Raw genomic sequence first — 26,436 nt, forward strand, 5'->3', positions numbered from 1 at the left:
TTCCTTAGGTTTGCGACGTGGCGTGAGGGCACTTTCGTACCTGTGTCTGAGCCTAAACCCGGACGCTCACGCACACCTGTGGGCATACGCGCTCAGACGTACGCCCACCACCTGCGGCTTCGTACGAAGTGGCGCGGTGCGCCGGCGGGCGTCAGCCGCTGAGGCGCACCGGCATGATCAGGTACTTGTAGGCCTCGTCCGCCTCGGCGTCCAGGGCCGGCTTGCCGCTGAGCAGCGCGGGCTTGGTGGACGTCGTGAAGGAGAGCTGGGCGACCGGCGAGTCGATGGCGCTCAGGCCGTCGAGCAGGAAGGTCGGGTTGAAGGCGATCGAGACGTCGTCGCCCTCCAGCTGGGCGTCAACCCTTTCCACAGCCTGTGCGTCGTCGCTGGAGCCGGCCTCCAGGATGAGCACGCCCTGCTCGAAGCTGAGGCGCACCGGGGTGTTCCGCTCGGCGACCAGGGCCACACGTTTGACGGCCTCCACGAAGGGGGCGGTCTCGATGACGGCGATCGAGTTGAACTCCGTCGGGAACAGCGAGCGGTACTTCGGGAGGTCGCCCTCGAGGAGGCGCGTCGTCGTACGACGGCCGGCGCCCTCGAAGCCGATCAGGCCCTCGCCCGCGCCGGAGCCGGACAGCGCCAGGATCACGCTGTCGCCGCTCGTGAGGGCCTTGGCGGTGTCCAGGAGCGTCTTGGCGGGCACCAGGGCGACGGCGGACGCCTCGGGGTTCTCCGGCTTCCACAGGAACTCGCGGACCGCGAAGCGGTAGCGGTCGGTGGAAGCGAGGGTGACCGTGTCGCCCTCGATCTCGATGCGCACACCGGTGAGGACGGGGAGGGTGTCGTCACGCCCTGCAGCGATGGCCACCTGGGCGGCCGCCGAGGCGAAGACCTCACCGGGGACGGTGCCCGTGGCCGTCGGCATCTGCGGCAGCGCCGGGTACTCCTCCACAGGCAGGGTGTGGAGTGTGAATCGCGAGGAGCCGCAGACCACGGTCGCCCGTACACCGTCTGTGGAAATCTCCACCGGGCGGTTGGGGAGGGCGCGGCAGATGTCCGCGAGGAGGCGGCCGGAGACGAGGACGGTGCCCTCTTCGTCGACCTCCGCGTCCACCGAGACGCGGGCCGAGACCTCGTAGTCGAAGCTGGAGAGGCTCAGGGCGCCCTCCTCGGCCTTCAGAAGGAGGCCGGCGAGCACAGGCGCCGGCGGACGGGCCGGGAGGCTGCGTGCCGCCCAGGCCACTGCCTCCGCGAGTACGTCGCGTTCCACCCGGATCTTCACCGTTGCCGCCTCCGTCTGTTGCCGGCGCTCTCGCCCTGCTGGCCTTCGTCGTCTGTCGAGGTGTCGTCGAACCCTGTGAGGGGGAGGACACCGGGGACCAGTCTGACGCACCGCACTGACAGTCGGTGCCCCCCTGGGTCAAGTCGCACCGAGCGGCACTCGAGCCTCCGAGGCCGAGTTGTGCACAGCCCCCACTTCGAAACGGATTCCCAGCTCTCTCTAGTTGTCAGTAGTAGTAGGGGCTGTGGATACCGTGGATAACCTTGTTTCCGCAGCTCAGCGGGGATTTTTTGTCCACCGACCCTGTGGGTGGGAGCAGTGGATAACCACGCTCTTCTGTGGACGGCGAAAAGTTCTGCACACTCGATGCACAGACTCGGGTGACTTCTCCCCAGCGCCGTCCCCAGGTTTACCCACGTTCCCCACAGGCCAACCAGGCACCTTGGTGTGACGCCTTTCACTCGACACGGTGAGATGGCGCGTCGCGTTGCCGAACAGTGGACAGACATGTGGAGAAGCTGCTGATCGCTGGGGACAACTGACTCCTGCCTGTGGGCCGCCGGTGGACAACTTGGTGCACGCCCTGTGGATCTTTTCTTCGTCCACAGCCTGTGGAGATCTTTTGTCCACCGATCCACAGCCTGCTGAGCTGGCCTGATGGTCTCTCAACAGTGGGGGCTGTGGACACGATCTGTATAACTTCGCAGTCCCCAGGGTGTGGACGCACGAAAGTCGCCGAATCTGTGGAGAGTGGCCGTAACCCGGCCCGTATTCGAACAGCGGATGACCCGCGGGAGGCCCGAGGACGACGCGGGTCGGGGGCCGGAGCGCCGTGGAACCGCCCCGGAGAACGCGAAAGGCGCCCTCGGGAGCGTGTCCCGGGGCGCCCTCAGCGACGTACGGCGGTGCCTGTCAGCCGTTCTTGATGCGGTTCGTGAGCTCGGTGACCTGGTTGTAGATCGAGCGGCGCTCGGCCATCAGCGCGCGGATCTTGCGGTCGGCGTGCATGACGGTCGTGTGGTCGCGGCCGCCGAACTGCGCGCCGATCTTCGGCAGCGACAGGTCCGTGAGCTCACGGCACAGGTACATGGCGATCTGGCGTGCCGTCACCAGGACGCGGCTGCGGGAGGAGCCGCACAGGTCGTCCACCGTCAGCCCGAAGTAGTCGGCGGTGGCGGCCATGATGGCCGTCGCCGTGATCTCGGGGGCCGAGTCCTCGCCGCCGGGGATCAGGTCCTTGAGGACGATCTCCGTCAGGCCCAGGTCCACCGGCTGCCGGTTGAGCGACGCGAACGCCGTCACCCGGATCAGCGCGCCCTCCAGCTCGCGGATGTTGCGCGAGATGCGGGACGCGATGAACTCCAGCACCTCCGGCGGGGCGTTGAGCTGCTCCTGCACCGCCTTCTTACGAAGGATGGCGATACGGGTCTCCAGCTCGGGCGGCTGGACGTCGGTGATCAGGCCCCACTCGAAACGGTTCCGCAGCCGGTCCTCCAGTGTCACCAGCTGCTTCGGCGGCCGGTCGCTGGACAGCACGATCTGCTTGTTCGCGTTGTGGAGCGTGTTGAAGGTGTGGAAGAACTCCTCCTGCGTCGACTCCTTGTCCGCCAGGAACTGGATGTCGTCGACGAGCAGGATGTCCATCTCGCGGTACCGCTTGCGGAAGCTGTCGCCCTTGCCGTCGCGGATGGAGTTGATGAACTCGTTGGTGAACTCCTCGGAGCTCACGTACCGCACGCGCGTGCCGGGGTAGAGGCTGCGGGCGTAGTGCCCGATCGCGTGCAGAAGGTGCGTCTTGCCGAGGCCCGACTCCCCGTAGATGAAGAGGGGGTTGTAGGCCTTCGCGGGCGCCTCGGCCACGGCGACCGCGGCGGCGTGCGCGAAGCGGTTCGAGGCGCCGATGACGAACGTGTCGAAGAGGTACTTCGGGTTCAGGCGCGCCGTGGGCTCGCCCGGGCCGGCCGCCGGCGCGGGCTGCGCTGCCAGCGGGCCCGGAGCGCCGCTCGAGGCCGAGGAACCGACCGGCCCGCCGCGATGGACGTGTCCGTTGCCCGAGGGCGGTTCGGAGCGCTCGCGCCGGTCGCGCCGGTCGCCGTGCTGGTCGTAGTCGGAGCGCGGCTGGTCGTAGTCCGGGCGCTGCTGCTCGTAGGGCGACCGGTCCATGGACTGCGGCCGGTAGTCCTGCGAGGGCGAGGCGTAGGGGTCGCGGTCCGGGAAGCCGAGACGCTGCTGCTGCCAGCCGTAGTCGTCCTGGGACGGCCGGGGCCAGCCGCCGGGCTCGGAGCGCTGGTAGTCCGGGTACGCGGGACGGGCGGTCGGAAGCTGGTCCGGGCGGCCGGGCGGCAGCTGGTCGCCGGGCGAGCCCTGGTGCTGGCCGTCGCGGCCCGAACGGTGGTCGTCGGCGCGGTGGCGGCCGTAGCCCTCGTATCCGTCACGGCCATCGCGGCTGTCACGGCTGTCACGGCTGTCGCGGCCATCGCGGACGTCCCGCCCGTCGCGGCCGTCGTGGCGCTGGTTCTCGTACGGGTCCCGGCCCTGGGAGGAGGGGTGCTCCTGTTCCTCGTAGCGGGACGGGGAGGGAGACGGCGACGGGGCGGGCGGCTCGCCGACGGAGTCGTCGACGGTGATGGCGATGCGGATCGGGCGGCCGCACTCGCGGCTCAGCGTGTCGCTGACGATCGGCGCCAGGCGCCCTTCGAGCACGCCCTTCGCGAATTCGTTCGGGACGGCGAGGAGCGCGGTGTCCGCCACCAGGGCCAGCGGCTGGCAGCGCTTGATCCAGTGCTCGTCCTTCGCCTCGACGCCCTGCCCACGGCCCTCACCGAGGAGTTGTTCCAGTACTCGTGGCCACACTGCGGCAAGATCGGCAGGTACGTCAGCCACAGGGCACGCTCTCTCATGGGTCCCACGAACGTGTGGTTCTGGGAAAAGGTCAGGATGTAAACCGGGCGGGGCAGGGAGAAGGGAACGAATCGGAGTTCAGCCACGGTAGTCAGGGCGACCCGTGCGGTTCAAGTTGTTGTCCCCAGCCTGTGGATAGTGTCTCCCGGAGGGCGCTGGTTTGACCGGATGGCGTAGCCGCGCGTACCGTAACCAGGTCGAGTTGTCGATGGCTGCTGCCGCCTGCCTCCGATGGGCATAGATCGCGTGAGTGATCGGGAGCGGTGCACTCGGGCGTAATACGAGCTACTCGTGGGCGCACGGTGACAGCCAGGTCGACACCCCGCGCACTACCGATTCTTTCTGGAGCCCCCGAGTGAGCAAGCGCACCTTCCAGCCGAACAACCGTCGTCGCGCCAAGACCCACGGCTTCCGCCTGCGGATGCGTACCCGTGCCGGTCGCGCGATTCTCGCGAACCGTCGTGGCAAGGGTCGCGCCAGCCTGTCCGCCTGATTTCCAAACAGGTCATGACGTGCTGCCTACCGAGCATCGGCTGAGGCGGCGCGAGGACTTCGCGACCGCGGTACGCCGAGGACGCCGGGCCGGTCGCCCGCTTCTTGTCGTCCATCTACGTAGCGGTGCAACGGACCCGCACGCGCCTGGGGAGAGCGCTTCCCCGACGCGTGCGGGTTTCGTCGTGAGCAAGGCAGTGGGTGGCGCGGTCGTACGCAACAAGGTGAAGCGCAGGCTTTGTCATTTGATGCGTGACCGAGTGCCCCTGTTGCCCCCCGGTAGCCTGGTAGTCGTACGAGCGCTGCCCGGTGCGGGTGACGCCGACCATGCACAGCTGGCCCAAGACCTGGATGCCGCCCTTCAGCGGCTGCTGGGAGGGGGCGCGCGATGAAGTACCCGCTGCTGGCTCTCATCAAGCTGTACCAGTGGACCATCAGCCCACTGCTGGGGCCGGTCTGCAAGTACTACCCGTCGTGTTCCCACTACGGCTACCAGGCCATCGACCGGCACGGTGCCATCAAGGGAACGGCACTCACCGCCTGGCGCATCCTTCGGTGCAATCCGTGGTCGCTGGGCGGTGTGGACCATGTCCCGCCGCGCAAGCGTCCGCGTTGGCACGAGATGCTGCGGGGCGCGTGGCGCGCACGCAAGGGCGGGACCTCCGCCGCCGAACCGGCCATCGAGGCCACCACACCCTCGAGCCCGGCCGCCGAGACTCCGTCCCATGCTCAAGGAGCCTGATTAGTGGACACGATTGCCAGTCTCTTCAGTTTCATCACCTGGCCCGTCTCATGGGTCATCGTCCAGTTCCACAAGGTGTATGGCGCGATCTTCGGCGACGACACCGGCTGGGCCTGGGGCCTGTCCATCGTGTCCCTGGTGATCCTGATCCGTATCTGCCTGATCCCGCTTTTCGTGAAGCAGATCAAGTCGACTCGGGCGATGCAGACGCTGCAGCCCGAGATGAAGAAGATCCAGGAGCGCTACAAGAACGACAAGCAGCGCCAGTCCGAAGAGATGATGAAGCTGTACAAGGAGACGGGTACCAACCCGCTCTCCTCGTGCCTTCCCATCCTGGCGCAGTCGCCGTTCTTCTTTGCCCTGTACCACGTGCTCAACGGCATCGCGACCGGCAAGACGATCGGCGTCATCGACGATCCGCTGCTGGCCAGCGCCCGTAAGGCACACATCTTCGGCGCCCCGCTGGCGGCGAAGTTCACCGACAGCGCCGACAAGGTCGCCCAGCTCGGCGCCACACTGACCGACGTCCGTGTCGTCACCGCGATCATGATCGTGCTGATGTCGGGCTCGCAGTTCTACACCCAGCGTCAGCTGATGACGAAGAACGTCGACACCACGGTGAAGACGCCCTTCATGCAGCAGCAGAAGATGCTGATGTACGTCTTCCCGGTCATGTTCGCCGTCTTCGGCATCAACTTCCCGGTCGGTGTCCTCGTCTACTGGCTGACCACCAACGTGTGGACCATGGGCCAGCAGATGTACGTCATCCGCAACAACCCGACGCCGGGCTCCAAGGCCCAGGCCGCTTACCTGGAGCGCCTGACCAAGCACGTCACGCACCACGGCAAGACGCGCAAGCGGAGCGAGAAGACCATCGTCAAGGCGATCGTCGCCAAGGGCCGTGACCGTAACGAGTTCGAGCGCAAGTTCATCAACTCGCTGAGCAAGGCGGGCCTGGCCGCCCAGACGGACGGCACCGTGGCGAAGGGCCAGACGGCGGACGTCGCTGAGACCGAGGACGGCACACCGACCACCGCCGCCCCCAAGCGTCAGCAGCCCAAGCGGCAGTCGAAGTCCCAGCGCCAGTCCGCCACGGCCAAGCCCTCGGGCGAGTCCGAGCCGAAGACGTCGCTGACCAAGTCCGACGAACCGCAGGACGCCAAGCCCTCCGCCGCCAAGCCGGCCGGCGGCGGCAAGCCCGGCACAGGTACCCGCAGCAAGGCCCAGTCCGGACAGCGCAAGGGTCCGCAGCGGCCCAAGTCCCCGTCCAAGAAGTAAGAAGGAGTCCATCCCGTGACGGAAGGCACCACCTCCGCCGCCACCGAGGGCGACACCCTGTCCCGCCTGGAGCAGGAAGGCGAGATCGCGGCGGACTACCTCGAGGGTCTGCTGGACATCGCCGATCTCGACGGCGACATCGACATGGACGTCGAGGCCGACCGTGCGGCCGTCTCGATCATTAGCGACGCCGGCACTCGCGACCTGCAGAAGCTGGTCGGTCGTGACGGCGAGGTGCTGGAGGCGCTCCAGGAGCTCACGCGCCTGGCCGTGCACCGGGAGACCGGGGACCGCAGCCGGCTCATGCTGGACATCGGGGGGTACCGCGCCAAGAAGCGTGAGGAGCTCTCCGAGCTGGGCGCCAAGGCCGCGGCCGAGGTCAAGAGCACCGGTGAGCCGGTGAAGATGAACCCGATGACGCCGTTCGAGCGCAAGGTCGTGCACGACGCGGTCAAGGCCGCGGGTCTGCGCAGCGAGTCCGAGGGCGAGGAGCCGCAGCGCTTCGTCGTCGTGCTTCCCGCCTGATCGGTACGTACGCCCCACCGGCCCCGTCTGTTGCGCAGACGGGGCCGAACTTTGTCAGCCTGGTAGTTACCTAGTACCTGATAGCCCTGGTGATCAGCGCTCAGTGCGCTTATGCGGTACGGAAGGACGGTCCCCGTGACGGAGGCAGCGGAGCTCCCCCCTGCGCCCGAGCAGGCGCGTGAGGTGTTCGGCGATCGCTTCGAGGACGCGGTCCGATACGCGGAGCTGCTCGCCGAGGCGGGCGTGCAGCGTGGTCTGATCGGTCCCCGGGAAGTGCCTCGCCTCTGGGAGCGGCACCTGTTGAACTGCGCGGTGCTCTCGGAGGTCGTGCCGGAGGGCGTGACCGTGTGCGATGTGGGGTCCGGCGCCGGCCTGCCCGGCATCCCGCTGGCCCTCGTCCGGGACGACATCAAGATCACGTTGCTTGAGCCGCTGCTGCGGCGGACGACCTTCCTGACCGAGGTCGTGGAACTGCTGGGCCTCGACCATGTGACGGTCGTCCGCGGCCGCGCCGAGGAGGTCATGGGCAAGCTGCAGCCGGTGCATGTGGTGACGGCCCGGGCCGTGGCGCCGCTCGACCGGCTGGCCACCTGGGGCATTCCGCTGCTGCGCCCATACGGGGAGATGCTGGCGCTCAAGGGCGACACGGCTGAGGAGGAGCTCAAGAGCGCGTCCACCGCGCTGAGCAAGCTCGGCGCGGTGGGGACGTCCATCCTGCATGTCGGCGAGGGCGTGGTGGACCCTCCGTCCACGGTGGTCCGGGTCGAGGTCGGGGAGAGCCCCGGCGGAGTGCGCTTCGCGGCGAAGCGAGCCAAGGCCGCTCGGACGGGCCGCACACGCCGACGTCGCTGACCTTGAACTCCCGGCGGGAGCTGTCCGTCTGAACCTGCGGCTCGAAATTTCGGGCTCGAACTCCCGGCTCGACCATGACGAGCCGGGAGTTTTTCGTCACTCCCGCTGATCCGTCCTGACGACGAGCCGTACTCCACACAAGCTGCCAAACCTACGCATCTCGGAGTGTCGCGCGGTAACGGCCGCGGCCGCTATGCATCGTGTTTCACGTGAAACGTCGCTCACTGCTGCATGGCATCATCAGTCGCGGCCGCGCTGCGGCCGAACCCCGCGACCGGAAGCCTCTCGGTTCACTCGGAGAGGGTGCGGAGTTGTCCACAGAGGTGGATTTCTCCACAGAACAACGGGCCTCGCTGGTTCACGACCCCGAAGACATGGGAGGCTCTGTTCATTGCGAGCCTGAAGTCGAGGAGAGTGAATCCTTGCGGTCCGACGCCAACATCGCGGGACCGATGACCGATCCGGTCCCCGGTCCCCGTACCGAGTCGATGGGGGAGGATGTTTCACGTGAAACACCGCCCCCTATGGACGACACTCCCATCGGTCGTGCTGCCCAACTGGCGGTGGAGGCGCTAGGTCGCGCCGGTGAGGGCCTGCCACGGCCCGAGCAGACCCGCGTCATGGTGGTCGCCAACCAGAAGGGCGGGGTGGGTAAGACCACGACCACGGTCAATCTTGCTGCCTCACTCGCCCTGCACGGTGGCCGTGTCCTGGTCATCGACCTCGACCCTCAGGGCAACGCATCCACCGCGCTGGGGATCGACCACCACGCCGAAGTTCCTTCGATCTACGACGTGCTGATCGACAGCAGGCCGCTTTCCGAAGTCGTCCAGCCGGTCCCTGACGTCGAGGGTCTCTTCTGTGCCCCGGCCACCATCGACCTCGCCGGTGCGGAGATCGAGCTGGTGTCCCTGGTGGCGCGGGAGAGCCGGCTGGAACGAGCGATCCAGGCGTATGAGCAGCCGCTGGACTACATCCTCATCGACTGCCCGCCGTCGCTCGGTCTCCTGACGGTCAACGCCCTGGTCGCCGGCGCGGAGGTCCTCATTCCCATCCAGTGCGAGTACTACGCGCTGGAGGGCCTGGGGCAGCTTCTGCGGAACGTCGACCTGGTACGGGGACACCTCAACCCCGACCTTCATGTCTCGACGATCCTGCTCACCATGTACGACGGCCGGACCCGACTGGCGTCCCAGGTCGCGGACGAGGTGCGCAGCCACTTCGGCAACGAGGTGCTCCGGACCAGCATCCCGCGCTCGGTCCGTATCTCCGAGGCCCCGAGTTATGGGCAGACAGTCCTGACCTACGATCCAGGGTCGAGCGGCGCCCTCTCGTACCTTGAGGCCGCACGGGAAATCGCCCTCCGCGGAGTCGGAGTGGCGTACGACGCGCAACCTGCCCACGTGGGCGCACAGAACGACCGGAACATGGCGGAGGGCATCCAGTGAGCGAGCGACGACGAGGGTTGGGCCGTGGCCTCGGCGCACTGATCCCGGCTGCCCCGACAGGGGAGAAGTCGGCCTCAGCGGCGGGGGGTGGAGCCTCTACGTCGCCGACGGCGGTGCCCCTCCTCACCGCGGAGCGCGGGGTGGCGGCGGCGAAGGTGACCACACTGCCGCCTGTTTCACATGAAACCGAGGTGCCGTCGCAGTTCGGTTCCGTGGAGGCGCCCGCGTCGCCCGTCGGTGCCCACTTCGCCGAGCTGCCCCTCGACTTCATCACCCCGAACCCGCGCCAGCCCCGCGAGGTGTTCGACGAGGACGCGCTGGCCGAGCTCGTCACCTCCATCAAGGAAGTGGGGCTGCTCCAGCCCGTCGTCGTCCGCCAGGTGGGACCCTCGCGCTACGAGCTCATCATGGGCGAGCGGCGCTTCCGGGCCTGCCGTGAGGCGGGGCTCGAAGCCATCCCGGCGATCGTGCGAGCCACGGACGACGAGAAGCTCCTCCTGGACGCCCTGCTCGAGAACCTGCACCGCGCGCAGCTGAACCCGCTGGAGGAGGCTGCCGCCTACGACCAGCTGCTCAAGGACTTCAACTGCACGCACGACCAGTTGGCGGACCGGATCGGGCGCTCGCGTCCGCAGGTCTCCAACACTCTGCGTCTGCTGAAGCTCTCGCCGGCGGTCCAGCGCCGGGTGGCCGCCGGAGTCCTCTCCGCCGGTCATGCTCGGGCCCTTCTCTCCGTCGACGACTCGGAGGAGCAGGACCGGCTGGCTCACCGCATCGTGGCCGAAGGGCTGTCGGTGCGTGCCGTCGAGGAGATCGTCACCCTCATGGGGTCGCGGCCGCAGACCGCTCCGCGCTCCAAGGGGCCCCGAGCCGGTACCCGGCTCTCCCCGGCACTGAGTGACCTCGCGACCCGGCTCTCGGACCGCTTCGAGACGCGCGTGAAGGTCGACCTGGGGCAGAAGAAGGGCAAGATCACCGTCGAGTTCGCCTCGATGGAGGATCTGGAGCGAATCCTCGGCTCCCTCGCCCCGGGCGAGGGCCCGGTTCTCCAGAAGGGTCTGTTCGACGACGACTCCGAGGAGACGGAGGCCTGAGCCTTCGGCCTCGGAGCCGCTACGGCGGGTGCACAGCCCCTCGGTCGAGCATCAGAGTGGATCGTGTCCGGTGAGTACCGGAACACGGTCCGCTCTTTGCTTTCCGGCGGTATCGATGGAATCGCATCGTGGATACGATGCCGTCGGGTATGGCGCATCCACCTGGCGACACCTTCATTGGGGAGGCGGGGGCCATGCAAACCGTGAGCCGTACCGGACTGGTGACCGCAGGCCTGGGACTCGGAGCTGTCGGCGGATTCGTCGGCAGCCTGCTCAGGGAGCGGAGCGCTCTGACAGCCGCCCGCGAAGTGGCGGGCGAAGGAAGCGAGGAACAGCCTTCATGGGGCGTCGGCTCGTACCGCTCACGCTGGACAACCTTCCGGACCTTCCCAAACGCTGTCGCTCGTGTGTCTTTTGGGAACTGGACCCAGTCAGCGGTGAGGCCGCGATAAAGGCGGGCACGCCCGCGCTGGAGAAGGAGGCGTGGATCTCCGCGGTCCTGTTGGACTGGGGATCCTGCGGTCGTGTCGTCTACGTCGACGATGTGCCGGTGGGCTACGTGCTGTACGCGCCCCCTGCTTATGTCCCCCGCTCCACGGCGTTCCCCACGAGCCCGGTGTCACCGGACGCGGTCCAGTTGATGACTGCCTTCATCATGCCGGGCTACCAGGGGCAGGGGCTTGGCCGGGTGATGGTCCAGACGGTCGCCAAGGATCTGCTGCGAAGGGGCTTCAAGGCGATCGAAGCCTTCGGGGACGCGCGGTGGAAGGAGGCGGCCTGTGTCCTGCCCGCCGACCATCTGCTGGCGGTGGGTTTCAAGACGGTCCGCCCCCATCCCCTACACCCGCGGCTGCGTCTGGAGCTGCGCTCCACGCTCTCCTGGAAGGAGGACGTGGAGATGGCGCTCGACCGGCTCCTCGGGGCGGTACAGAAGGAGCCCGCACTGCGGCCGCTCTAGCCGGGCCGTCTTGCGGAGAACAGCGCCTGGGCAAGCGAATGGGCCAACCCCGAGGGGGTTGGCCCATTCGTGTTTCACGTGAAACATCGCCGAGTCCGTGAAACCGGCGCCGCCGGTGCGGCGGCGTTGCCGACTACTCGGCGATGAAGTCCTCGAGGTCGCGCACGAGCGCGGCCTTCGGCTTGGCACCGACGATGGTCTTGGCGACCTCGCCACCCTGGTAGACGTTCAGGGTGGGGATGGACATGACGCCGTACTTGGCGGCGATGCCCGGGTTCTCGTCGATGTTCAGCTTGACGACCTCGATCTTGTCGCCGTACTCGGCAGCGATCGCCTCGAGCGACGGCGCGATCTGGCGGCACGGACCGCACCATGCGGCCCAGAAGTCCACCAGGACGGGCTTGTCGCTCTTGAGGACGTCCTGCTCGAAGGAGTCGTCAGTCACATTCTTGAGGGTGCCGGCCACGGCGGGCTCCTTAACTGGTTGGTGCGGTGGGGCGGACGGGGGTCAGACGGTGGTCTTCTCGGGCTCTGCGGCGGCCTCACCGTCCGCGAGAGCGGCCAGGAAGCGCTCGGCGTCCAGGGCAGCGGAACAGCCGGTACCGGCCGCCGTGATCGCCTGGCGGTATGTGTGGTCGACGACGTCACCGGCGCCGAAGACACCGGTCAGGTTCGTCCGGGTCGAGGGCGCGTTGACCTTGAGGTAGCCCTCGTCGTCCAGGTCGAGCTGGCCCTTGAAGAGCTCCGTGCGCGGGTCGTGGCCGATCGCGATGAACAGACCCGTCACCGGCAGCTCGGAGATCTCGCCCGTCTTGAGGTTGCGCAGCTTCAGACCAGAGAGCTTCGGGTCGCCCTCGATCTCGGCGACCTCGCTGTCCCAGACGAACTTGATCTTCGGGTCGGCGAACGCGCGCTCCTGCATCGCCTTGGACGCCCGGAGGGTGTCGCGGCGGTGCACGATCGTCACGGACTTGGCGAATCGCGAGAGGAAGGTCGCCTCCTCCATCGCGGTGTCGCCACCGCCGATGACGGCGATGTCCTGGTCCTTGAAGAAGAAGCCGTCACAGGTGGCACACCACGAGACACCGCGGCCGGAGAGCGCGTCCTCGTTCGGCAGACCCAGCTTGCGGTGCTGCGAGCCCGTCGTGACGATGACGGCCTTGGCACGGTGCACTGTGCCCGCGGTGTCCGTGACGGTCTTGATCTCACCCGTCAGGTCGACGGCGACGACATCGTCCGGGACCAGCTCGGCGCCGAAGCGCTCGGCCTGGGCGCGCATGTTGTCCATGAGCTCGGGGCCCATGACGCCGTCCTGGAAGCCGGGGAAGTTCTCCACCTCGGTGGTGTTCATCAGCGCGCCGCCTGCGGTGACGGCGCCCTCGAACACCAGCGGCTTCAGCGACGCGCGCGCGGTGTAGAGCGCCGCCGTGTAGCCGGCGGGCCCGGAGCCGATGATGATCACGTTTCGGACGTCGCTCACGGCTTGATTCCTCGTCTCTGGAGACTGCTGCGTACTGCCGGTGGGAGCCTCTCTCAGAACTCTCACCCCACCCAACGGATCCTAAGGGGCGCGCATTCCCGGTGTGTCCGGGCACACGGAGACGTGACATCGCGCAGAGAGGCCGTACGACGGCTGGGAGGGAGGTCGGCCGTCGTTGGCGGGCTCAGGAACGGGCGTACGAGCGCGTCAGCAGCAGCTTGCCGGAGCCTGCCGACGGCTGTTTCGTGCAGGAGGCGTCAACGATATAGGCCGTGACCCGAGTGCCGTCGGACTCGTCGGGCAGCACGAGGAGATAGACGCTGGTCCCCTTGTAGGTGCCCTTCTCGGCGGCAAGGACCGCAGCGCTGCTGTTGGTCCCCTGCTGGACGCAGCCGGGGACCTTCACGGCAGGCGTCATCAGGGTGTTGTCTCCGTTGGACTCGGTCCCTGTGTCGTGGGATTTGATGCCCCAGGGCTTCTCGGTTCCGCTGCGGGTGCTCTTTCCCTTGGCGAGGAGATCCTCGACCTGGGTCCCCAGCTTCTCCTCGGAGAAGGTCACCTTCGAGCCGGGCTGCCGCGCCGACGTCTCCGTGGGTTTGCCCGGGGTGTCGTCGCCCGTCGTCTGCAGGAGGAGCACGCCGAGCCCCAGAGCGGCCGCGGTGAACGCCGTACCGAGAAGGGCCACGCGCCGGCGTCCTCGGCGTACTCGATGAGGGCGGCCGGGGCCGGTGGCGCCGCGAGGGTGTCCAGAGGGACGTTCTGTCGAGGTGGAAGAGGTGGAAGAGGCGGACATCGAGTCCGAGGCGGCCGACGAGAGCCAGCCCCCGTCCGTCGATGTTTCACGTGAAACCGTCGCGTGATCGCCGTCCGCCCCGGATGCGCGGACAGGCGCCGTGGCATTCAGCAGAGCTTCCGCGGCCAGCGCGGCATCGATACGACTGGCCACGTCGTCGGGCATGCGCGCCGGACCCGGCAGCGTGCCGAGCAGACCCCGGATCTCCTCCAGAGACTCGTACACATCGGCACACAGATCGCAGTCTTCGAGGTGCTGTCGTACGTCGGTGGAGCGGGAGGGCGGCAGGAGACCCTCGGTGAGGTCGGAGATCTCCGCGACGTCCGGATGCCCGGCCGTATCCGTCGTGGATGTCACGCTCGCCCACCTCCGCCCTTCACAGCAGCTGAATCGCTTGGCCCTGCATCGTGGGGACCGGCATCCTGCGGTCCCGCTGCCGGTGGGACGGATGTCCCCTGCGTCCGGTTCCTTCCGCCGCCCGACTTCTTGTCCTCGCTTCTCCCGCTGTCGGTACGGAGATGAGTGAGCAAGGGGAGAAGTCTGGCTCTTCCGCGTGCGCAACGGCTCTTCACCGTGCCGGTGGGCACGTCGAGGAGCTGTGCGGCTTCCGCCACGGGGTATCCCTGCATGTCCACCAGGACAAGAGCCGCGCGCTGGTCGGGCGGGAGGGTGCCCAGGGCCTTCAGCAGCTCGCGGTGCAGGTCGTTGCGCTCCGCCGGAGCCGCGGCCGACTCGTGCGGCTCGAGGAGCTGCTCAAGACGTTCGGCGTCGTCCACGGGGGAGGTCTTCCTGGAGGCGGCCTTGCGGGCGCGGTCCAGGCAGGCGTTCACGGTGATGCGGTGCAGCCAGGTCGTGACGGCCGACTGGCCGCGGAAGGTGTGGGCGGCCCGGTAGGCGGAGACAAGGGCGTCCTGAACGGCGTCAGCGGCCTCCTCGCGGTCTCCCAGCGTCCGCAGGGCCACCGCCCACAGCCGATCACGATGACGCCGCACGAGCTCGCCGAAGGCCTCCGGATCGCCCTCCACGTGACGGGTGAGGAGGTCCTGATCGCTTGCCTCGCCGTAGTCGGCTTCATCCGCCATCGGACCTCCTCCCCCTCAGCCGTCGAGTGTCAGCTGGTGAACTTCACATCGGTGATGGCCTGCTTGAAGCCAGCGTCGCTGTAGTTGGCGGAATCGGCTCCGGACTGCGGCATCGCTGTCAGCCAGACCAACACGTAGCGACTCTTCACCGGCTTGTCGACCGACACCTTCGCGGAGGTGGTGCGGGTCGTCGCCGTACCGAGCCTCTTCATCGAGCTCAGTGGTGTGGACGAACTCAGCGAGTCGGTCGCGTACAGCTCGACCGTCGTGTGATCGCCGGCGTACCGCAGGGAAAGCGTCGCGGCCGACACCTCCTGGGCGGAGCCGAGGTCGTAGACGATGCCGACACCGGGCTTGATCAGTATCTTCGGACCGTCCTTGTAGCTGTTGGTCCGCCATCCCGTCGACGTGCTGCTGTCATACGTCTTGTCCACGTCGCCAGGATGCTGGGGGTCGCCCTCGGCCACGTACTCCTGAGCCCCCTGGATCGTGAGGGGCTTGACCGGCTTCGCCTTGTTGCCGTTCTTGTCGTCGCCGTCCGTCGTCTTGGTGTTGCCCGTGTCGTCGGTCTTGTCGCTGCGGTCCATGAGCGCGTCCGCGAGCTGCCAGCTGCCGAGGCCCAGCGCGGCGATGAGCAGCGCGGAGACGGCCCACTTGAGGACCCTGCCGGTACGGCTCTGCAGCGGGGGCGGCGGAGTGGGCAGGGGCTGGGTGACACCGGGACGCGGCGCCTGACGGCCGTACGTGCCCTGCTGGTAGGTGGTGCGCTGGTACTCCGGCGGTGCGGTGAACACGGGCTCCGGCGGGCGGATGCGGGGCATCTCACTGATCGCCTTGCCCAGCTCCTCCGGTGTGGTGCACGGCGGTTCCTGGCGGGAGGCGGTCGCGCCGTCGTTGGCGAGCGCGCGCATGGCGAGCTCCGACAGGCCGCGGTGGACGCCGGCGCGCACCTGGTCGGGGGCGATGAGGCCGACCCCCTTGGGTAGCCCGGACAGGCCGTAGGCGTCGTTCTCGTACGGCCAGCGCTGCGTGAGCGCGGCGTACAGGAGCGAGCCGATCGCTTCCGTGTCGGTGCGCTGCGGGGTGTCGGAGCTGATGCCGCGCAGGGCGGCGTTCACTGCGAGCCCGCGGATGCGCCACTGGCCGGACGACGTCCGCAGTACGGCGCCGGGGGTCAGCCGGAGGTGCGCGAGGCCCTCGCGGTGCGCGGCGGTCATCGCCTGGGAGACCTGGGTGACCATCTGGTAGGCGTCGTGCACCTCCAGCGGGCCCGAGACCAGGAGCGCCGTGAGTTCCGTGGCGTCCGGCAGCCACTCGTGCACCACGTAGACGAGGTCGTTCTCCTCGACCGCGTCCAGAACCTGCACGAAGCGAGGGTCGCCCAGCAGGGCGGAGGAACGGGCCGCCGCCAGTACCGAGCGGGCCCGCGGGTGGTCGGCGGGCAGCAGATGCACACCGACGGCACGGCGGAGTTTCTCGTCCACCGCGCGCCAACTGCTGAAGCCGTCCAGACGGGTGACGCATTCTTCGAGGCGGTAGCGTCTGGCGAGCTTGTGGCCGCTGTGCAGTTCGGGCGGTGTGGTCCTCCCCGGCCCCTCGGCTCCGCCGCTCCCCTGTGCCTCTTCGCTCGCCGAACTCTCCGTGTCCCGCTCCCGGTTCTGGGCCACCCCGTCGGCCGTGGACTGGTCCGCCTTGGCGGTCAGCGGCTCATCGCCGCTGTTGTCTGCCACGTCGACGGCAGCCGTGCTCCGTTCCGCCACCGTCGTTCCCTGCCTCCCCATCCGTTGCAAGCTGTCCGACGCCGAACCCAATTGTGCCCACAGTCCGCCGCTATGCACGACACACGGCGGCGGACGATGGTTGTGCGCCTACCCCCACCTCAGCGCCCCAGGCGCCCGCGGACCATGCCGACCATTGAGTTGAGCTCCTCGATGCGCATTTTGCGTGCGGCGACGTAGAAGACGCCGAGCAGGGCGATCGAGCCGACCAGGAGTGCCGCGATCGAGCCGAGCGCTCCGTGTCCGAGGGCTCGCGTGACCGCGAATCCGACCGCACCGCCCACCACGGCGCCAGGAATGGCCGCGAGGCAGAGGCGCGCGTATGTGCGCATCACGCGTGCACCGTCCAGGTCGCCGCCGAGCCGGTTGCGGAGCCGCTGCCAGGCGACTCCGACACCCACGGCGTAGGCCAGCCCGTACGAGCCGGCCATGCCGACGACGGCCCACTGCGCGGGAAGGATCAAGTAGCACACGGCCGAGGCGGCGGCGTTGACCGCGGCCACGATGACCGTGTTGTAGAAGGGGGTGCGGGTGTCCTCGTAGGCGTAGAAGCCACGCAGGACGACGTACTGCACGGAGAACGGGATCAGGCCGAGGCCGAAGGCCATCAGGACATAGCCCTGGGCCTGGGCGGAGTCGATGCCGCTGGAGCCGAAGAGCAGGGTGCACATCGGGATGCCGAGGGCCACGAACATGAAGGCCACGGGGACGATCGCGACGGCCGAGGTACGCAGCCCCTGCGAGATGTCGTCGCGCACCGCGCCCGGGTCGCCGTCGTGTGCCGCGCGCGAGATCCGGGGCAGCATCGCGGCCATGACCGAGACGGTGATGATCGCCTGCGGCATGCCCCAGATGAGCTGGGCGTTGGAGTAGGCCAGGATGCCCGCGCCACTCTTGCCGTAGGCCTTGCCCGCGGCGGTCGCGAGCTGGGTGACGACCAGCACGCCGGCTTGGTTGGCGAGGACGAAGAGCACGGTCCACTTGGCCAGCGCCACGGCCTTGCCGAGTCCGTGCCCCCTCCAGTCGAAGCGCAGTCGGAAACGGAAGCCGGTCTCGCGCAGGTAGGGAACCATCGCCACGGCCTGTACGACCAGTCCGAGCAGGGTTCCGATGCCGAGGAGACGGACTCCGTCGGCCGGGATGTTGTGCACCGTCATGCCGGAGTCCGCGGCCGTGCCGTAGACGTAGAGGAACAGGCCGAAGGTGGCGATCATGACGATGTTGTTGAGGACCGGAGTCCACATCATCGCGCCGAACTTCCCGCGGGCGTTGAGGATCTGGCCCATCACCACGTGGATGCCCATGAAGAAGATCGTGGGGAGGCAGTAGCGGGCGAAGGTGACGGCGACGTTGTTCGCCGGCGGATCGCTGGCGATGGCATGCGACATCAACTGGATCAGCAGCGGCGCCGCGAAGACGACGATCGTGACGATCACGCCGAGAGCGACCATGACGAGGGTCAGCAGGCGGTTGGCGTAGGCCTCACCGCCGTCCTCGTCCTCCTTCATGGACCGCACCAGCTGCGGCACGAACACGGAGTTGAGGCCGCCGCCGACGGTCAGGATGTAGATCATCGTCGGCAGCGTGTAGGCGACGCCCCAGACGTCACCGAGGGTCGCGGCTCCCAGAGCGGCCGTGATGATCATGGTCCGGACGAATCCGGTGAGCCGGGACACCAGCGTGCCCGCCGCCATCACCGCGCTCGACTTCAAGAGGCCCGACGCGCGGCCCCCGGCCTTCGGGGTGGGGGCGGCCACGGGTGCGGCCGTGGGAGTGAGCTGCATCGTCTGGTCGGACATCGGGCCAGCAGGCGGTTCGACCTGGCCGTAGCCCGCGGACGGCGCCGGGGAGGGACCGGGGACCGACGGGGGGCCCGCGTGCGGCCGGCCGCCGCCCTGCTGCTGGTCTCGGAAGAGATGCGCGAAGGCGTCGGGCTCGTGGTGCTCCTCGCCGGCTTGTGTGACCAGGTCGTCGACGCCCACGTACTGAGTGGTGCGCGCGTCGTCGCCGTACGGCAGGTGTCGCGTCGGGCCGGCCGGCTCCGGCGGGGGCGTCTGGGCCCACACCCGGGGGTCGGGGGCGTACTGAGACGTGGGCGGCTGGGCGTAGAGCGGCGCCTGCGGCTGGTAGGTGCCCGGGGGCGGCGGGGGGTGCGCGGCGCGGTCGTAGAGCGCCTCGGCGACCGGGTCCTGGGCCGAGAGGTCCTGCGCCCGGTAGGGGTCCTGGGCGTAGGCGTCCTGGAGGTACATGTCCGCGGGCAGCCCCGGTGGCACCTGGCCGGGCTCGGGCGGCGGGCCCTCGGGGTAGCCCGAGCTGCCCGCGGCGTCCTGCCCGCGGTCACCCTCGTACGGCGCGTTCATGGTTACCCCACCTCATCGTCCCCGGGCCCACCGGCCACGACATCGCTCAACGGTCCACTCTCTCACCCGTGCCGGACGGGCCGGTGCTTTCCGGTGCGGTGTCCGGTGTCGGGTCACTCGGCTGCTCCGGGTCGTCCGCCTCGGGTTCCGTGGACTCCTCTGCGGAGCCGTCCTCGGAGCTTGCGGCGTTTTCGGTGTCTACGGCGGAGTCGGCGTCCTTGTTCACGCCGCTCGCCCCCTCGTCCTCGGGACCGTCCTCCGCCTCCTCCTCGGCCTGCCGGGCGGCCGCGCGCTTGCGCTGCGTGTACATCCGGAATCCGGCGAGCACGAGCAGCAGGACGCCGCCGCCGATGACCAGCATCACGGTGGGGGTGATCTCGGTGACCTTCACTTCGAAGGGGACCTCGGGACCGTACTTCTGGCCGTCTTCGGTGTACAGCTGGGCGACCACCGTCACGGGACCGTTGGCGTTGGCCGAGGTGGTGAACTTCACCGACTGGCTGTGCTCGCCCGAGACCTGGATCTGCTGCTCGTCGTAGCGGCCGTCGCCGATCTTCAGACGTTTGGGCTGCTGCGAGGTGAGGCGCAGCACGAGGTGGTCGACGCCCTGCACGAGGTTGTTCTGCACGGTCACGGGGATCGTGGCGCTGCGACCGGAGAGCTTCGCGTCGGACTTGTCGATCAGTTTGACCAGGCCGGTGAGGTTCTCGAGGTACTTCTTCACGCCCTCGCGGAAGGTGTCCCCTGCCGCGGCGCGGCCCCGCCAGGACGTGGACATCCCGCGGTCTATGGCCCGCCCGAAGGGGGTGACCACACGGGACTTGTCCGTGAGGATCACCTGGAAGTTGTCGAGCTTGTCCTGGGTGTCCTGGATATCCTGGAAGGCCGCCTGCGGCAGCTGCTGCTTGCGCAGCGAGGAGGGGTAGCCGGACCTGGGCACCGTCGTGGTGGCGCCCGCGTCCGGCTTGGCCTTGGCCGCGGCGGACAGGCTCTGGTACAGCGACCAGTTCCCGCCCTGGAGGGCCGTCAGGGCCTTGGCCATCGTCTGGGCCTGGCTCGCGGACGGCATGCGCTGCGGGGCGACCAGGATGCTGCGCTGCTTGTCCGGCTCCTGAAGGTTGATCATCAGGCTCTGGGCAAGGAATTCCTGAACGGCGAGCGTGGAGCTGCCGGCCTTCGTCATGTCGCCCTGGAACGCGGTCGACAGCCGGGAGTCGGCGACCACCGCGGTCGTCCCGCCGCCGATGGGGCGGGCCGCTGTGGGCGTGTACGCCAGCCCACCGGTCTCGCGCAGGCTGTCGCTGCGGGCGATCACGTTGTCGGCACCGGCCGAGGTGGCGACCTTGACGATCAGCGGGTCGACGGCGCCTTCCACGGGCCAGGCGAAGTCGGTGTTCGGCTTCACGTGGAGGATCGTGTCCACCGTGCTGGAGGCCACATCGGTGGCGTCCTTGAGATGGCTCAGGGAGCCGGTGACGCCGTTGTGCGCCAGGGACGCGAGGTCGGGGTCGGCGAAGGGCAGTGCGACGACCTCCTTTCCCTCGACCGTCTTCTCGAGCTTGGCGAGCCACGCCTTGGCCACTGCCTGGTTCGTGCCCGCCCTGGTCGTGTTGTCGTCGACCTGGATCCGGTAGCTCTTCGTCATGGCGTCGACCGAGGCCAGCAGGTCCGGGTCGAGCACCCAGGTGACGTCGAGATCGCTGCCCAGCGACAGGAGCTGCTCCAGCCGTCCGCCGGGGGAGATCTCCTTGGCCAGGTCGTCGTTCTGGAAGACGGGCGTCTGCTGTGCGTCCGAGCCGGTCTCCGCCCGGAGGTGGACCGTCGAGATCAGCGGCCAGAGATACGTCGTCTTCGTCGCGGTGTCGGCCTCTTCGGACTGGTAGGGCAGGAACGTCCGCTGGATGCCGAGGACCTGTGTCCAGGACTGGGCGGCGGTCCGGCCCGAGACGGAGACACCGAGCTGGTAGACCCCGTCGGAGCCGAGATCGAGCTCCTTGACGGGCACCGAGATGCTGAAGTGCTGCGAGACGCCCGTGGCGAGCTTGGAGAACTTCTTGACGTACTTGCCGCCGACCGGCTGCCCGTCCAGGCCCGGCTGGTAGGCGCCGCGCTCGGCGACGGTGTCGATGATGCTGCGGCTGTTCATGGTCGGCCCCACGCGTACGTCCACCTGGGCGGCTGTGACCGTCTGCTTGCCGTTGTTGGTGACCGTGCCGGCCAGGGTGACGGTGTCGCCGTCCGTGGGGGCGCTGGGGCTGATCGAGTCCAGGGAGACGCCGACGGTGCCGGAACTCGTGGCCTCGGCCGGGGAGGCCTTCACAGAGGCGGATGTGGACGCTGCGACGGGCAGCTGGAGCAGACCGGCCAGCAGGGGCGCACCAGCGAGCAGTGCCCCGGTGCGCCGCAGCCACCGGCGGGCAGGTGAGGGAGTCATCCCCTGGAAGTCTGCCGCCTCGGCCACGCGCTCGCCCGTCCCTCGTCGTCGTTCAGTGGTCGTCGGAATGTGCGTCCACGCATGGTAACGATGCGCGCTGAGGGTAAGTGCCGCGGACTGCTCCACAAGATCGGGGGACCGGGGCGGGGTGTCCTGTATGTGCACGTATCAAGGGGAGCGCCCGTGCAGGGATCGGCGGTGCCTCTGTGCACGTTTAATGGAGGCGCCCGCGACAGCCCGGGCCACGTACCCTTTTCTGTTGTGCCGAACGCCAACGAAGACAACGCCAGTGCCCTGAGTCAGGTGCAGCGCCGCGCGGTGAGTGAACTGCTGCGGGTGTCCCCTGTCGCCGACGACCTCGCCCGCCGTTTCCAGGAGGCGGGGTTCTCGCTCGCGCTGGTCGGCGGCTCGGTCCGGGACGCGCTCCTCGGCCGGCTCGGCAATGACCTGGACTTCACCACCGACGCCCGTCCCGACGACGTACTGAAGATCGTGCGGCCCTGGGCGGACGCGGTCTGGGAGGTCGGGATCGCGTTCGGCACGGTCGGGGCGCAGAAGGACGGCTACCTGATCGAGGTGACCACTTACCGGTCGGAAGCGTACGACCGGACTTCACGCAAGCCCGAGGTGTCCTACGGGGACTCCATCGAGCAGGACCTCGTGCGCCGCGACTTCACCGTGAACGCGATGGCCGTGGCGCTCCCGGAGAAGGAGTTCATCGACCCGTACGGCGGTCTGGAGGACCTGGAGGCTCGGGTGCTGCGCACGCCGGGCACTCCGGAGGACTCCTTCTCCGACGACCCCCTGCGGATGATGCGGGCTGCGCGCTTCGCCGCGCAGCTCGACTTCGAGGTGGCCCCCGAGGTCGTCGCCGCGATGACGGACATGTCCGCGCGCATCGAGATCGTCTCGGCGGAGCGGGTGCGGGACGAGCTGAACAAGCTGATCCTCTCCGCGCACCCGCGCAAGGGGCTGACGCTGCTGGTGGACACCGGTCTCGCCGAGCACGTCCTGCCCGAGCTGCCCGCGCTGCGGCTGGAGCGTGACGAGCACCACCGGCACAAGGACGTGTACGAGCACACCCTGATCGTTCTGGAGCAGGCGATCGCGCTGGAGGAGAACGGTCCCGACCTGTCCCTCCGGCTCGCCGCGCTGCTGCACGACATCGGCAAGCCGCGGACGCGCCGCTTCGAGAAGGACGGCCGGGTCTCCTTCCACCACCACGAGGTCGTGGGCGCCAAGATGACCAAGAAGCGGATGACGGAGCTCAAGTACTCCAACGATCTGGTGAAGGACGTCTCCCGCCTGGTCGAGCTCCACCTGCGCTTCCACGGGTACGGCACGGGCGAGTGGACGGACTCCGCGGTCCGCCGCTACGTACGCGACGCGGGCCCCCTCCTCGACCGCCTCCACAAGCTGACCCGCTCGGACTGCACCACCCGCAACAAGCGCAGGGCGACCGCACTCTCCCGCGCGTACGACGGCTTGGAGGAGCGCATCGCTCAACTCCAGGACCAGGAGGAACTGGACGCCATCCGCCCGGACCTCGACGGCAACCAGATTATGGAGATCCTGGGCATCAGCCCGGGTCCCGCCATCGGTCAGGCGTACAAGTTCCTACTGGAGCTGCGGCTGGAGAACGGACCGATGGAGCACGACGCGGCGGTGTCGGCGCTCAAGGAGTGGTGGGCTTCGCAGAACTGAGGGCGTGCGCAGGGTGGCATGTTTCACGTGAAACATGCCCTCGGGCGAGCCTTACTCGGTATACGCCAAGGGGCGGTGTTTCACGGTTTCACGTGAAACACCGCCCCTTGGGCGTCAGCACAGTTCTTACTTGGCGGAGTACTCCGACAGGCAGAGGGTGAAGTTCTTGCCGTCACCGCTCTCGGTGTACTCGGCGTACTTCGTGCGGTCGCAGCCGCCGGAGTTGTCCTTCTTCTGCTCGACCTTGTACTTGGCCTTCGAGCTGCCACAGTCCACGACCTCGAGGTCCGGGTCGGTGGAGCTGTTCGGGTTGCCGATGCTCATGCAGTCGCCGACCTTCGCGGTGTCGGCGTCATCCCGGCTGGCTATGTAACCGCCGACGACCACGCCGAGGGCAACGACAGCGATGACGACGTTCTTGATCGTCTTGAACTTGGGGCGGCGGCTCGGCGCCGGCGGAACCGGGGCGCCCGGGCCCATGTACGGAGAGGGCTGCGTCGGGAAGCCGGGCTGGCCGGGCTGCTGGGGGTACCCCTGCGGCGGCTGCTGGCCATAAGGGGCCTGGGGCTGCTGGCCGTAGGGAGCCTGACCCTGGGGCGGCTGGCCGTAGGGCTGCTGGCCCTGAGCGAACGGGTTCTGGCCCTGGGGCGGCGGAGTGGTCACTGGAGGGTCCCCCTAGAGAACGTAGGCGCGTGACGCGAATAAGACGCACGTAAGTTATCGGGCCGCTATGACAACCATGAAGTCCGGTGAGGCTCTGTGGCACTGATGTGACACTTACTGAAGTTCAAAGCGGGCCATAGCCCCAGCAATTGCCGCGTAGATAACGGCCACCGTGACCACCAGGGCAGCCGACCGTCCGTCAGGAGGCAGCATCAGGGCGGCTACTGCGGCCGCGCCGACGAAGGCGACGTTGAAGAGCACGTCGTAAACGGAAAAGATCCGGCCGCGGAACCTGTCGTCGACCGAGGACTGCACGAGCGTGTCGGTGGCGATCTTCGCGCCCTGGGTGATCAGCCCCAGGACGAAGGCCGCGGCCAGCATCGGCGCCGGTGCGAACGGGAGGCCGAGCGCGGGCTCCAGGACCGCGGCGGAAGCGGCGCAGACGACGATCCAGCCGCCGGGGCCCAGACGCCCCACCGCCCAGGGAGTCAGCACGGCCGCGGCGAAGAACCCCGCGCCCGAGACGCCCACGGCCAGCCCCAGCAGGGCGAGTCCATCGTCCGAGGGGGACGACCAGGCGTATCGGCAGAGCATCAGCACCATGACCGTCACGGCGCCGTAGCAGAAGCGCATCAGCGTCATCGCCATGAGCGCCCAGGCCGCCTCGCGCCGCGCGGGTTCGGCCAGGTGGCGTACGCCCGCCGTGAGGTCGCGTGCGGTGCCGGTGAGCGCCGTGGTGAGGCGCGGCTGCACCAACTCCTGCTCGGGACCCAGCAGTTCCGGGGCGATGCGCAGGGAGGCGAGTGCCGAGGCCAGGTACAGCGCCGCGCCCACCAGCACCACGGCGGCGTCGGAGCCGGCCGCCACGATCCGGACGATGAAGGCGAGTCCCGCGCCCGAGGTCGCGGCGAGCGTTCCGGCCGTGGGCGAGAGGGAGTTGGCGATGACGAGGCGCTCGGCGTCGACGACGCGCGGCAGCGAGGCCGAGAGGCCGGACAGGACGAACCGGTTGATCGCGGTGACGCACAGGGCGGACGCATAGAAGAGCCAGTCCGGCACGTGACCCACCATCAGGGCCGCCGTCGCGCAGGCCAGCACGGCGCGCAGCAGGTTGCCGTACAGAAGGACCTGCCGGCGCCGCCAGCGGTCCAGCAGGACGCCCGCGAAGGGGCCGACGAGGGAGTAAGGCAGCAGCAGAACCGCCATGGCGGAGGCGATGGAGGCCGCCGAGGTCTGCTTCTCCGGTGAGAAGACGACGTATGTGGCGAGCGCGACCTGGTAGACGCCGTCGGCGCCCTGGGACAGCAGCCGTACGCCGAGCAGGCGCCGGAACCCCTGGAAGCGCAGGAGTACGCGCAGGTCACGCACGACAGCCATGGGGCACAGCCTCACATACGAGGAGGGTCCCCGGGTGGAATGCCCGGGGACCCTCAACGACCGAACCAGAGGCCGGTCTTAGCGCTCGACCTCGCCCTTGATGAACTTCTCGACGTTCGCGTAGGCCTCGTCGTCGAAGTACTGCACCGGCGGGGACTTCATGAAGTACGAGGACGCGGAGAGGATCGGGCCGCCGATGCCGCGGTCCTTGGCGATCTTCGCGGCGCGCACGGCGTCGATGATGACACCCGCCGAGTTCGGGGAGTCCCAGACCTCGAGCTTGTACTCCAGGTTCAGCGGGACGTCACCGAACGCGCGGCCCTCGAGGCGGACGTACGCCCACTTGCGGTCGTCGAGCCACTGCACGTAGTCCGACGGGCCGATGTGGACGTTCTTCTCGCCCAGCTCGCGGTCCGGGATCTGCGAGGTGACGGCCTGCGTCTTCGAGATCTTCTTGGACTCGAGGCGGTCGCGCTCCAGCATGTTCTTGAAGTCCATGTTGCCGCCGACGTTGAGCTGCATGGTGCGCTCAAGACGGACACCGCGGTCCTCGAACAGCTTCGCCATCACACGGTGCGTGATGGTGGCGCCGACCTGCGACTTGATGTCGTCGCCGACGATCGGGACGCCCGCCTCGGTGAACTTGTCCGCCCACTCCTTGGTGCCGGCGATGAAGACCGGAAGGGCGTTGACGAAGGCGACCTTGGCGTCGATGGCGCACTGCGCGTAGAACTTCGCAGCGTCTTCGGAACCGACGGGCAGGTAGCAGACGAGGACGTCGACCTGCTTGTCCTTGAGGATCTGGACGATGTCGACCGGGGCCTCGGCGGACTCCTCGATGGTCATGCGGTAGTACTTACCGAGACCGTCGAGGGTGTGGCCGCGCTGGACCGTGACGCCCTTGTTCGGGACGTCGCAGATCTTGATGGTGTTGTTCTCGCTGGCACCGATGGCGTCCGAGAGGTCGAGGCCGACCTTCTTCGCGTCGACGTCGAACGCGGCGACGAACTCGACGTCACCGACGTGGTAGTCGCCGAACTGGACGTGCATCAGGCCGGGGACCTTGGACGCCGGGTCGGCGTCCTTGTAGTACTCGACGCCCTGAACCAGCGAGGCAGCGCAGTTGCCCACGCCGACGATGGCTACGCGAACCGAACCCATTCCGGTTGCTCCCTGTGTGTACTTGGTGAAAC

General features: G+C 68.4%; 22 protein-coding genes. 10 read left to right on the forward strand and 12 right to left on the reverse strand.

The window, feature by feature from the left end; translation table 11 throughout:
- Positions 1–151: 151 nt before the first annotated feature.
- Positions 152–1,282 (reverse strand): DNA polymerase III subunit beta, encoded by a 1,131-nt coding sequence (gene dnaN, locus AB5J56_RS22720; RefSeq protein WP_369234606.1) that lies wholly within the window; start codon positions 1,280–1,282, stop codon positions 152–154.
- 912 nt (positions 1,283–2,194) lie between these two features.
- Positions 2,195–4,165 carry a chromosomal replication initiator protein DnaA gene (gene dnaA, locus AB5J56_RS22725; protein ID WP_369234607.1) on the reverse strand — a complete coding sequence of 657 codons (1,971 nt, stop codon included), beginning with the start codon at positions 4,163–4,165 and terminating at the stop codon, positions 2,195–2,197.
- Positions 4,166–4,538: 373 nt separating this feature from the next.
- Here dnaA and rpmH point away from each other — a divergent pair, with 373 nt between their 5' ends.
- From rpmH to AB5J56_RS22770, 9 genes are all read left to right on the forward strand, one after another.
- Positions 4,539–4,676, forward strand: a complete 138-nt coding sequence (rpmH, locus tag AB5J56_RS22730) for a 50S ribosomal protein L34 (RefSeq protein ID WP_006381191.1) — start codon at positions 4,539–4,541, stop codon at positions 4,674–4,676.
- Between the two features lie 19 nt (positions 4,677–4,695).
- The gene (gene rnpA / locus AB5J56_RS22735; RefSeq protein ID WP_369234608.1) at positions 4,696–5,067 is read left to right on the forward strand and encodes a ribonuclease P protein component; all 372 of its coding nucleotides are present in this window, start codon (positions 4,696–4,698) and stop codon (positions 5,065–5,067) included.
- On the forward strand, positions 5,064–5,417 hold the full coding sequence (yidD, locus tag AB5J56_RS22740; protein ID WP_369234609.1) for a membrane protein insertion efficiency factor YidD: 354 nt from the start codon (positions 5,064–5,066) through the stop codon (positions 5,415–5,417). The genes rnpA and yidD overlap by 4 nt, the downstream gene beginning before the upstream one ends.
- A 3-nt stretch (positions 5,418–5,420) precedes the next feature.
- Positions 5,421–6,695 carry a membrane protein insertase YidC gene (gene yidC, locus AB5J56_RS22745; RefSeq protein WP_369234610.1) on the forward strand — a complete coding sequence of 425 codons (1,275 nt, stop codon included), beginning with the start codon at positions 5,421–5,423 and terminating at the stop codon, positions 6,693–6,695.
- A gap of 15 nt (positions 6,696–6,710) precedes the next feature.
- On the forward strand, positions 6,711–7,220 hold the full coding sequence (locus AB5J56_RS22750; protein ID WP_369234611.1) for a protein jag: 510 nt from the start codon (positions 6,711–6,713) through the stop codon (positions 7,218–7,220).
- 135 nt (positions 7,221–7,355) lie between these two features.
- Positions 7,356–8,072, forward strand: a complete 717-nt coding sequence (gene rsmG, locus AB5J56_RS22755; protein WP_369234612.1) for a 16S rRNA (guanine(527)-N(7))-methyltransferase RsmG — start codon at positions 7,356–7,358, stop codon at positions 8,070–8,072.
- A 374-nt stretch (positions 8,073–8,446) separates the two neighbouring features.
- Complete coding sequence (locus tag AB5J56_RS22760) at positions 8,447–9,520, forward strand: ParA family protein (RefSeq protein WP_369234613.1); 1,074 nt, start codon at positions 8,447–8,449, stop codon at positions 9,518–9,520.
- On the forward strand, positions 9,517–10,614 hold the full coding sequence (locus AB5J56_RS22765) for a ParB/RepB/Spo0J family partition protein (RefSeq protein ID WP_369234614.1): 1,098 nt from the start codon (positions 9,517–9,519) through the stop codon (positions 10,612–10,614). The genes AB5J56_RS22760 and AB5J56_RS22765 overlap by 4 nt, the downstream gene beginning before the upstream one ends.
- Positions 10,615–10,954: 340 nt before the next feature.
- Positions 10,955–11,572, forward strand: coding sequence for a GNAT family N-acetyltransferase (locus AB5J56_RS22770; protein WP_369234615.1), 618 nt, complete (start codon positions 10,955–10,957; stop codon positions 11,570–11,572).
- Between the two features lie 133 nt (positions 11,573–11,705).
- On the opposite strand, the gene trxA is transcribed toward AB5J56_RS22770, so the two are convergent.
- The 7 genes from trxA to AB5J56_RS22805 form a co-directional block, all read right to left on the reverse strand.
- Positions 11,706–12,038 carry a thioredoxin gene (gene trxA / locus AB5J56_RS22775; protein WP_356142762.1) on the reverse strand — a complete coding sequence of 111 codons (333 nt, stop codon included), beginning with the start codon at positions 12,036–12,038 and terminating at the stop codon, positions 11,706–11,708.
- A gap of 42 nt (positions 12,039–12,080) precedes the next feature.
- A complete protein-coding gene (gene trxB, locus AB5J56_RS22780; protein ID WP_369234616.1) occupies positions 12,081–13,052 on the reverse strand; it encodes a thioredoxin-disulfide reductase in 972 nt (323 codons plus the stop codon).
- 184 nt (positions 13,053–13,236) lie between these two features.
- Positions 13,237–14,202: an anti-sigma factor gene (locus tag AB5J56_RS22785; protein WP_369234617.1), complete on the reverse strand. Its 966-nt coding sequence runs from the start codon at positions 14,200–14,202 to the stop codon at positions 13,237–13,239.
- Complete coding sequence (sigM, locus tag AB5J56_RS22790) at positions 14,199–14,927, reverse strand: RNA polymerase sigma factor SigM (protein WP_369234618.1); 729 nt, start codon at positions 14,925–14,927, stop codon at positions 14,199–14,201. Before sigM ends, AB5J56_RS22785 begins: the two co-directional genes overlap by 4 nt.
- 29 nt (positions 14,928–14,956) lie before the next feature.
- Positions 14,957–16,687 carry a protein kinase family protein gene (locus tag AB5J56_RS22795; RefSeq protein ID WP_369234619.1) on the reverse strand — a complete coding sequence of 577 codons (1,731 nt, stop codon included), beginning with the start codon at positions 16,685–16,687 and terminating at the stop codon, positions 14,957–14,959.
- A gap of 119 nt (positions 16,688–16,806) precedes the next feature.
- Positions 16,807–19,065 carry a murein biosynthesis integral membrane protein MurJ gene (gene murJ / locus AB5J56_RS22800; protein WP_369234620.1) on the reverse strand — a complete coding sequence of 753 codons (2,259 nt, stop codon included), beginning with the start codon at positions 19,063–19,065 and terminating at the stop codon, positions 16,807–16,809.
- 46 nt (positions 19,066–19,111) lie between these two features.
- Entirely contained in the window at positions 19,112–21,526 is a 2,415-nt protein-coding gene (locus AB5J56_RS22805; protein ID WP_369234621.1) for a DUF6049 family protein, read from the reverse strand.
- Positions 21,527–21,760: 234 nt separating this feature from the next.
- On the opposite strand from AB5J56_RS22805, the gene AB5J56_RS22810 reads away from it, so the two are divergent.
- On the forward strand, positions 21,761–23,203 hold the full coding sequence (locus AB5J56_RS22810) for a CCA tRNA nucleotidyltransferase (protein ID WP_369234622.1): 1,443 nt from the start codon (positions 21,761–21,763) through the stop codon (positions 23,201–23,203).
- 126 nt (positions 23,204–23,329) lie between these two features.
- Here the strand turns inward: AB5J56_RS22810 and AB5J56_RS22815 are convergent, their stop codons facing one another.
- The 3 genes from AB5J56_RS22815 to AB5J56_RS22825 form a co-directional block, all read right to left on the reverse strand.
- Positions 23,330–23,866, reverse strand: coding sequence for a hypothetical protein (locus AB5J56_RS22815; RefSeq protein WP_369234623.1), 537 nt, complete (start codon positions 23,864–23,866; stop codon positions 23,330–23,332).
- A gap of 114 nt (positions 23,867–23,980) precedes the next feature.
- A complete protein-coding gene (locus AB5J56_RS22820) occupies positions 23,981–25,243 on the reverse strand; it encodes an MFS transporter (protein ID WP_369234624.1) in 1,263 nt (420 codons plus the stop codon).
- A 78-nt stretch (positions 25,244–25,321) separates the two neighbouring features.
- Positions 25,322–26,404, reverse strand: a complete 1,083-nt coding sequence (locus tag AB5J56_RS22825; RefSeq protein WP_356142742.1) for an inositol-3-phosphate synthase — start codon at positions 26,402–26,404, stop codon at positions 25,322–25,324.
- Positions 26,405–26,436: the final 32 nt, after the last annotated feature.

The organism is Streptomyces sp. R21 (genome assembly GCF_041051975.1).
Taxonomy (GTDB): domain Bacteria; phylum Actinomycetota; class Actinomycetes; order Streptomycetales; family Streptomycetaceae; genus Streptomyces.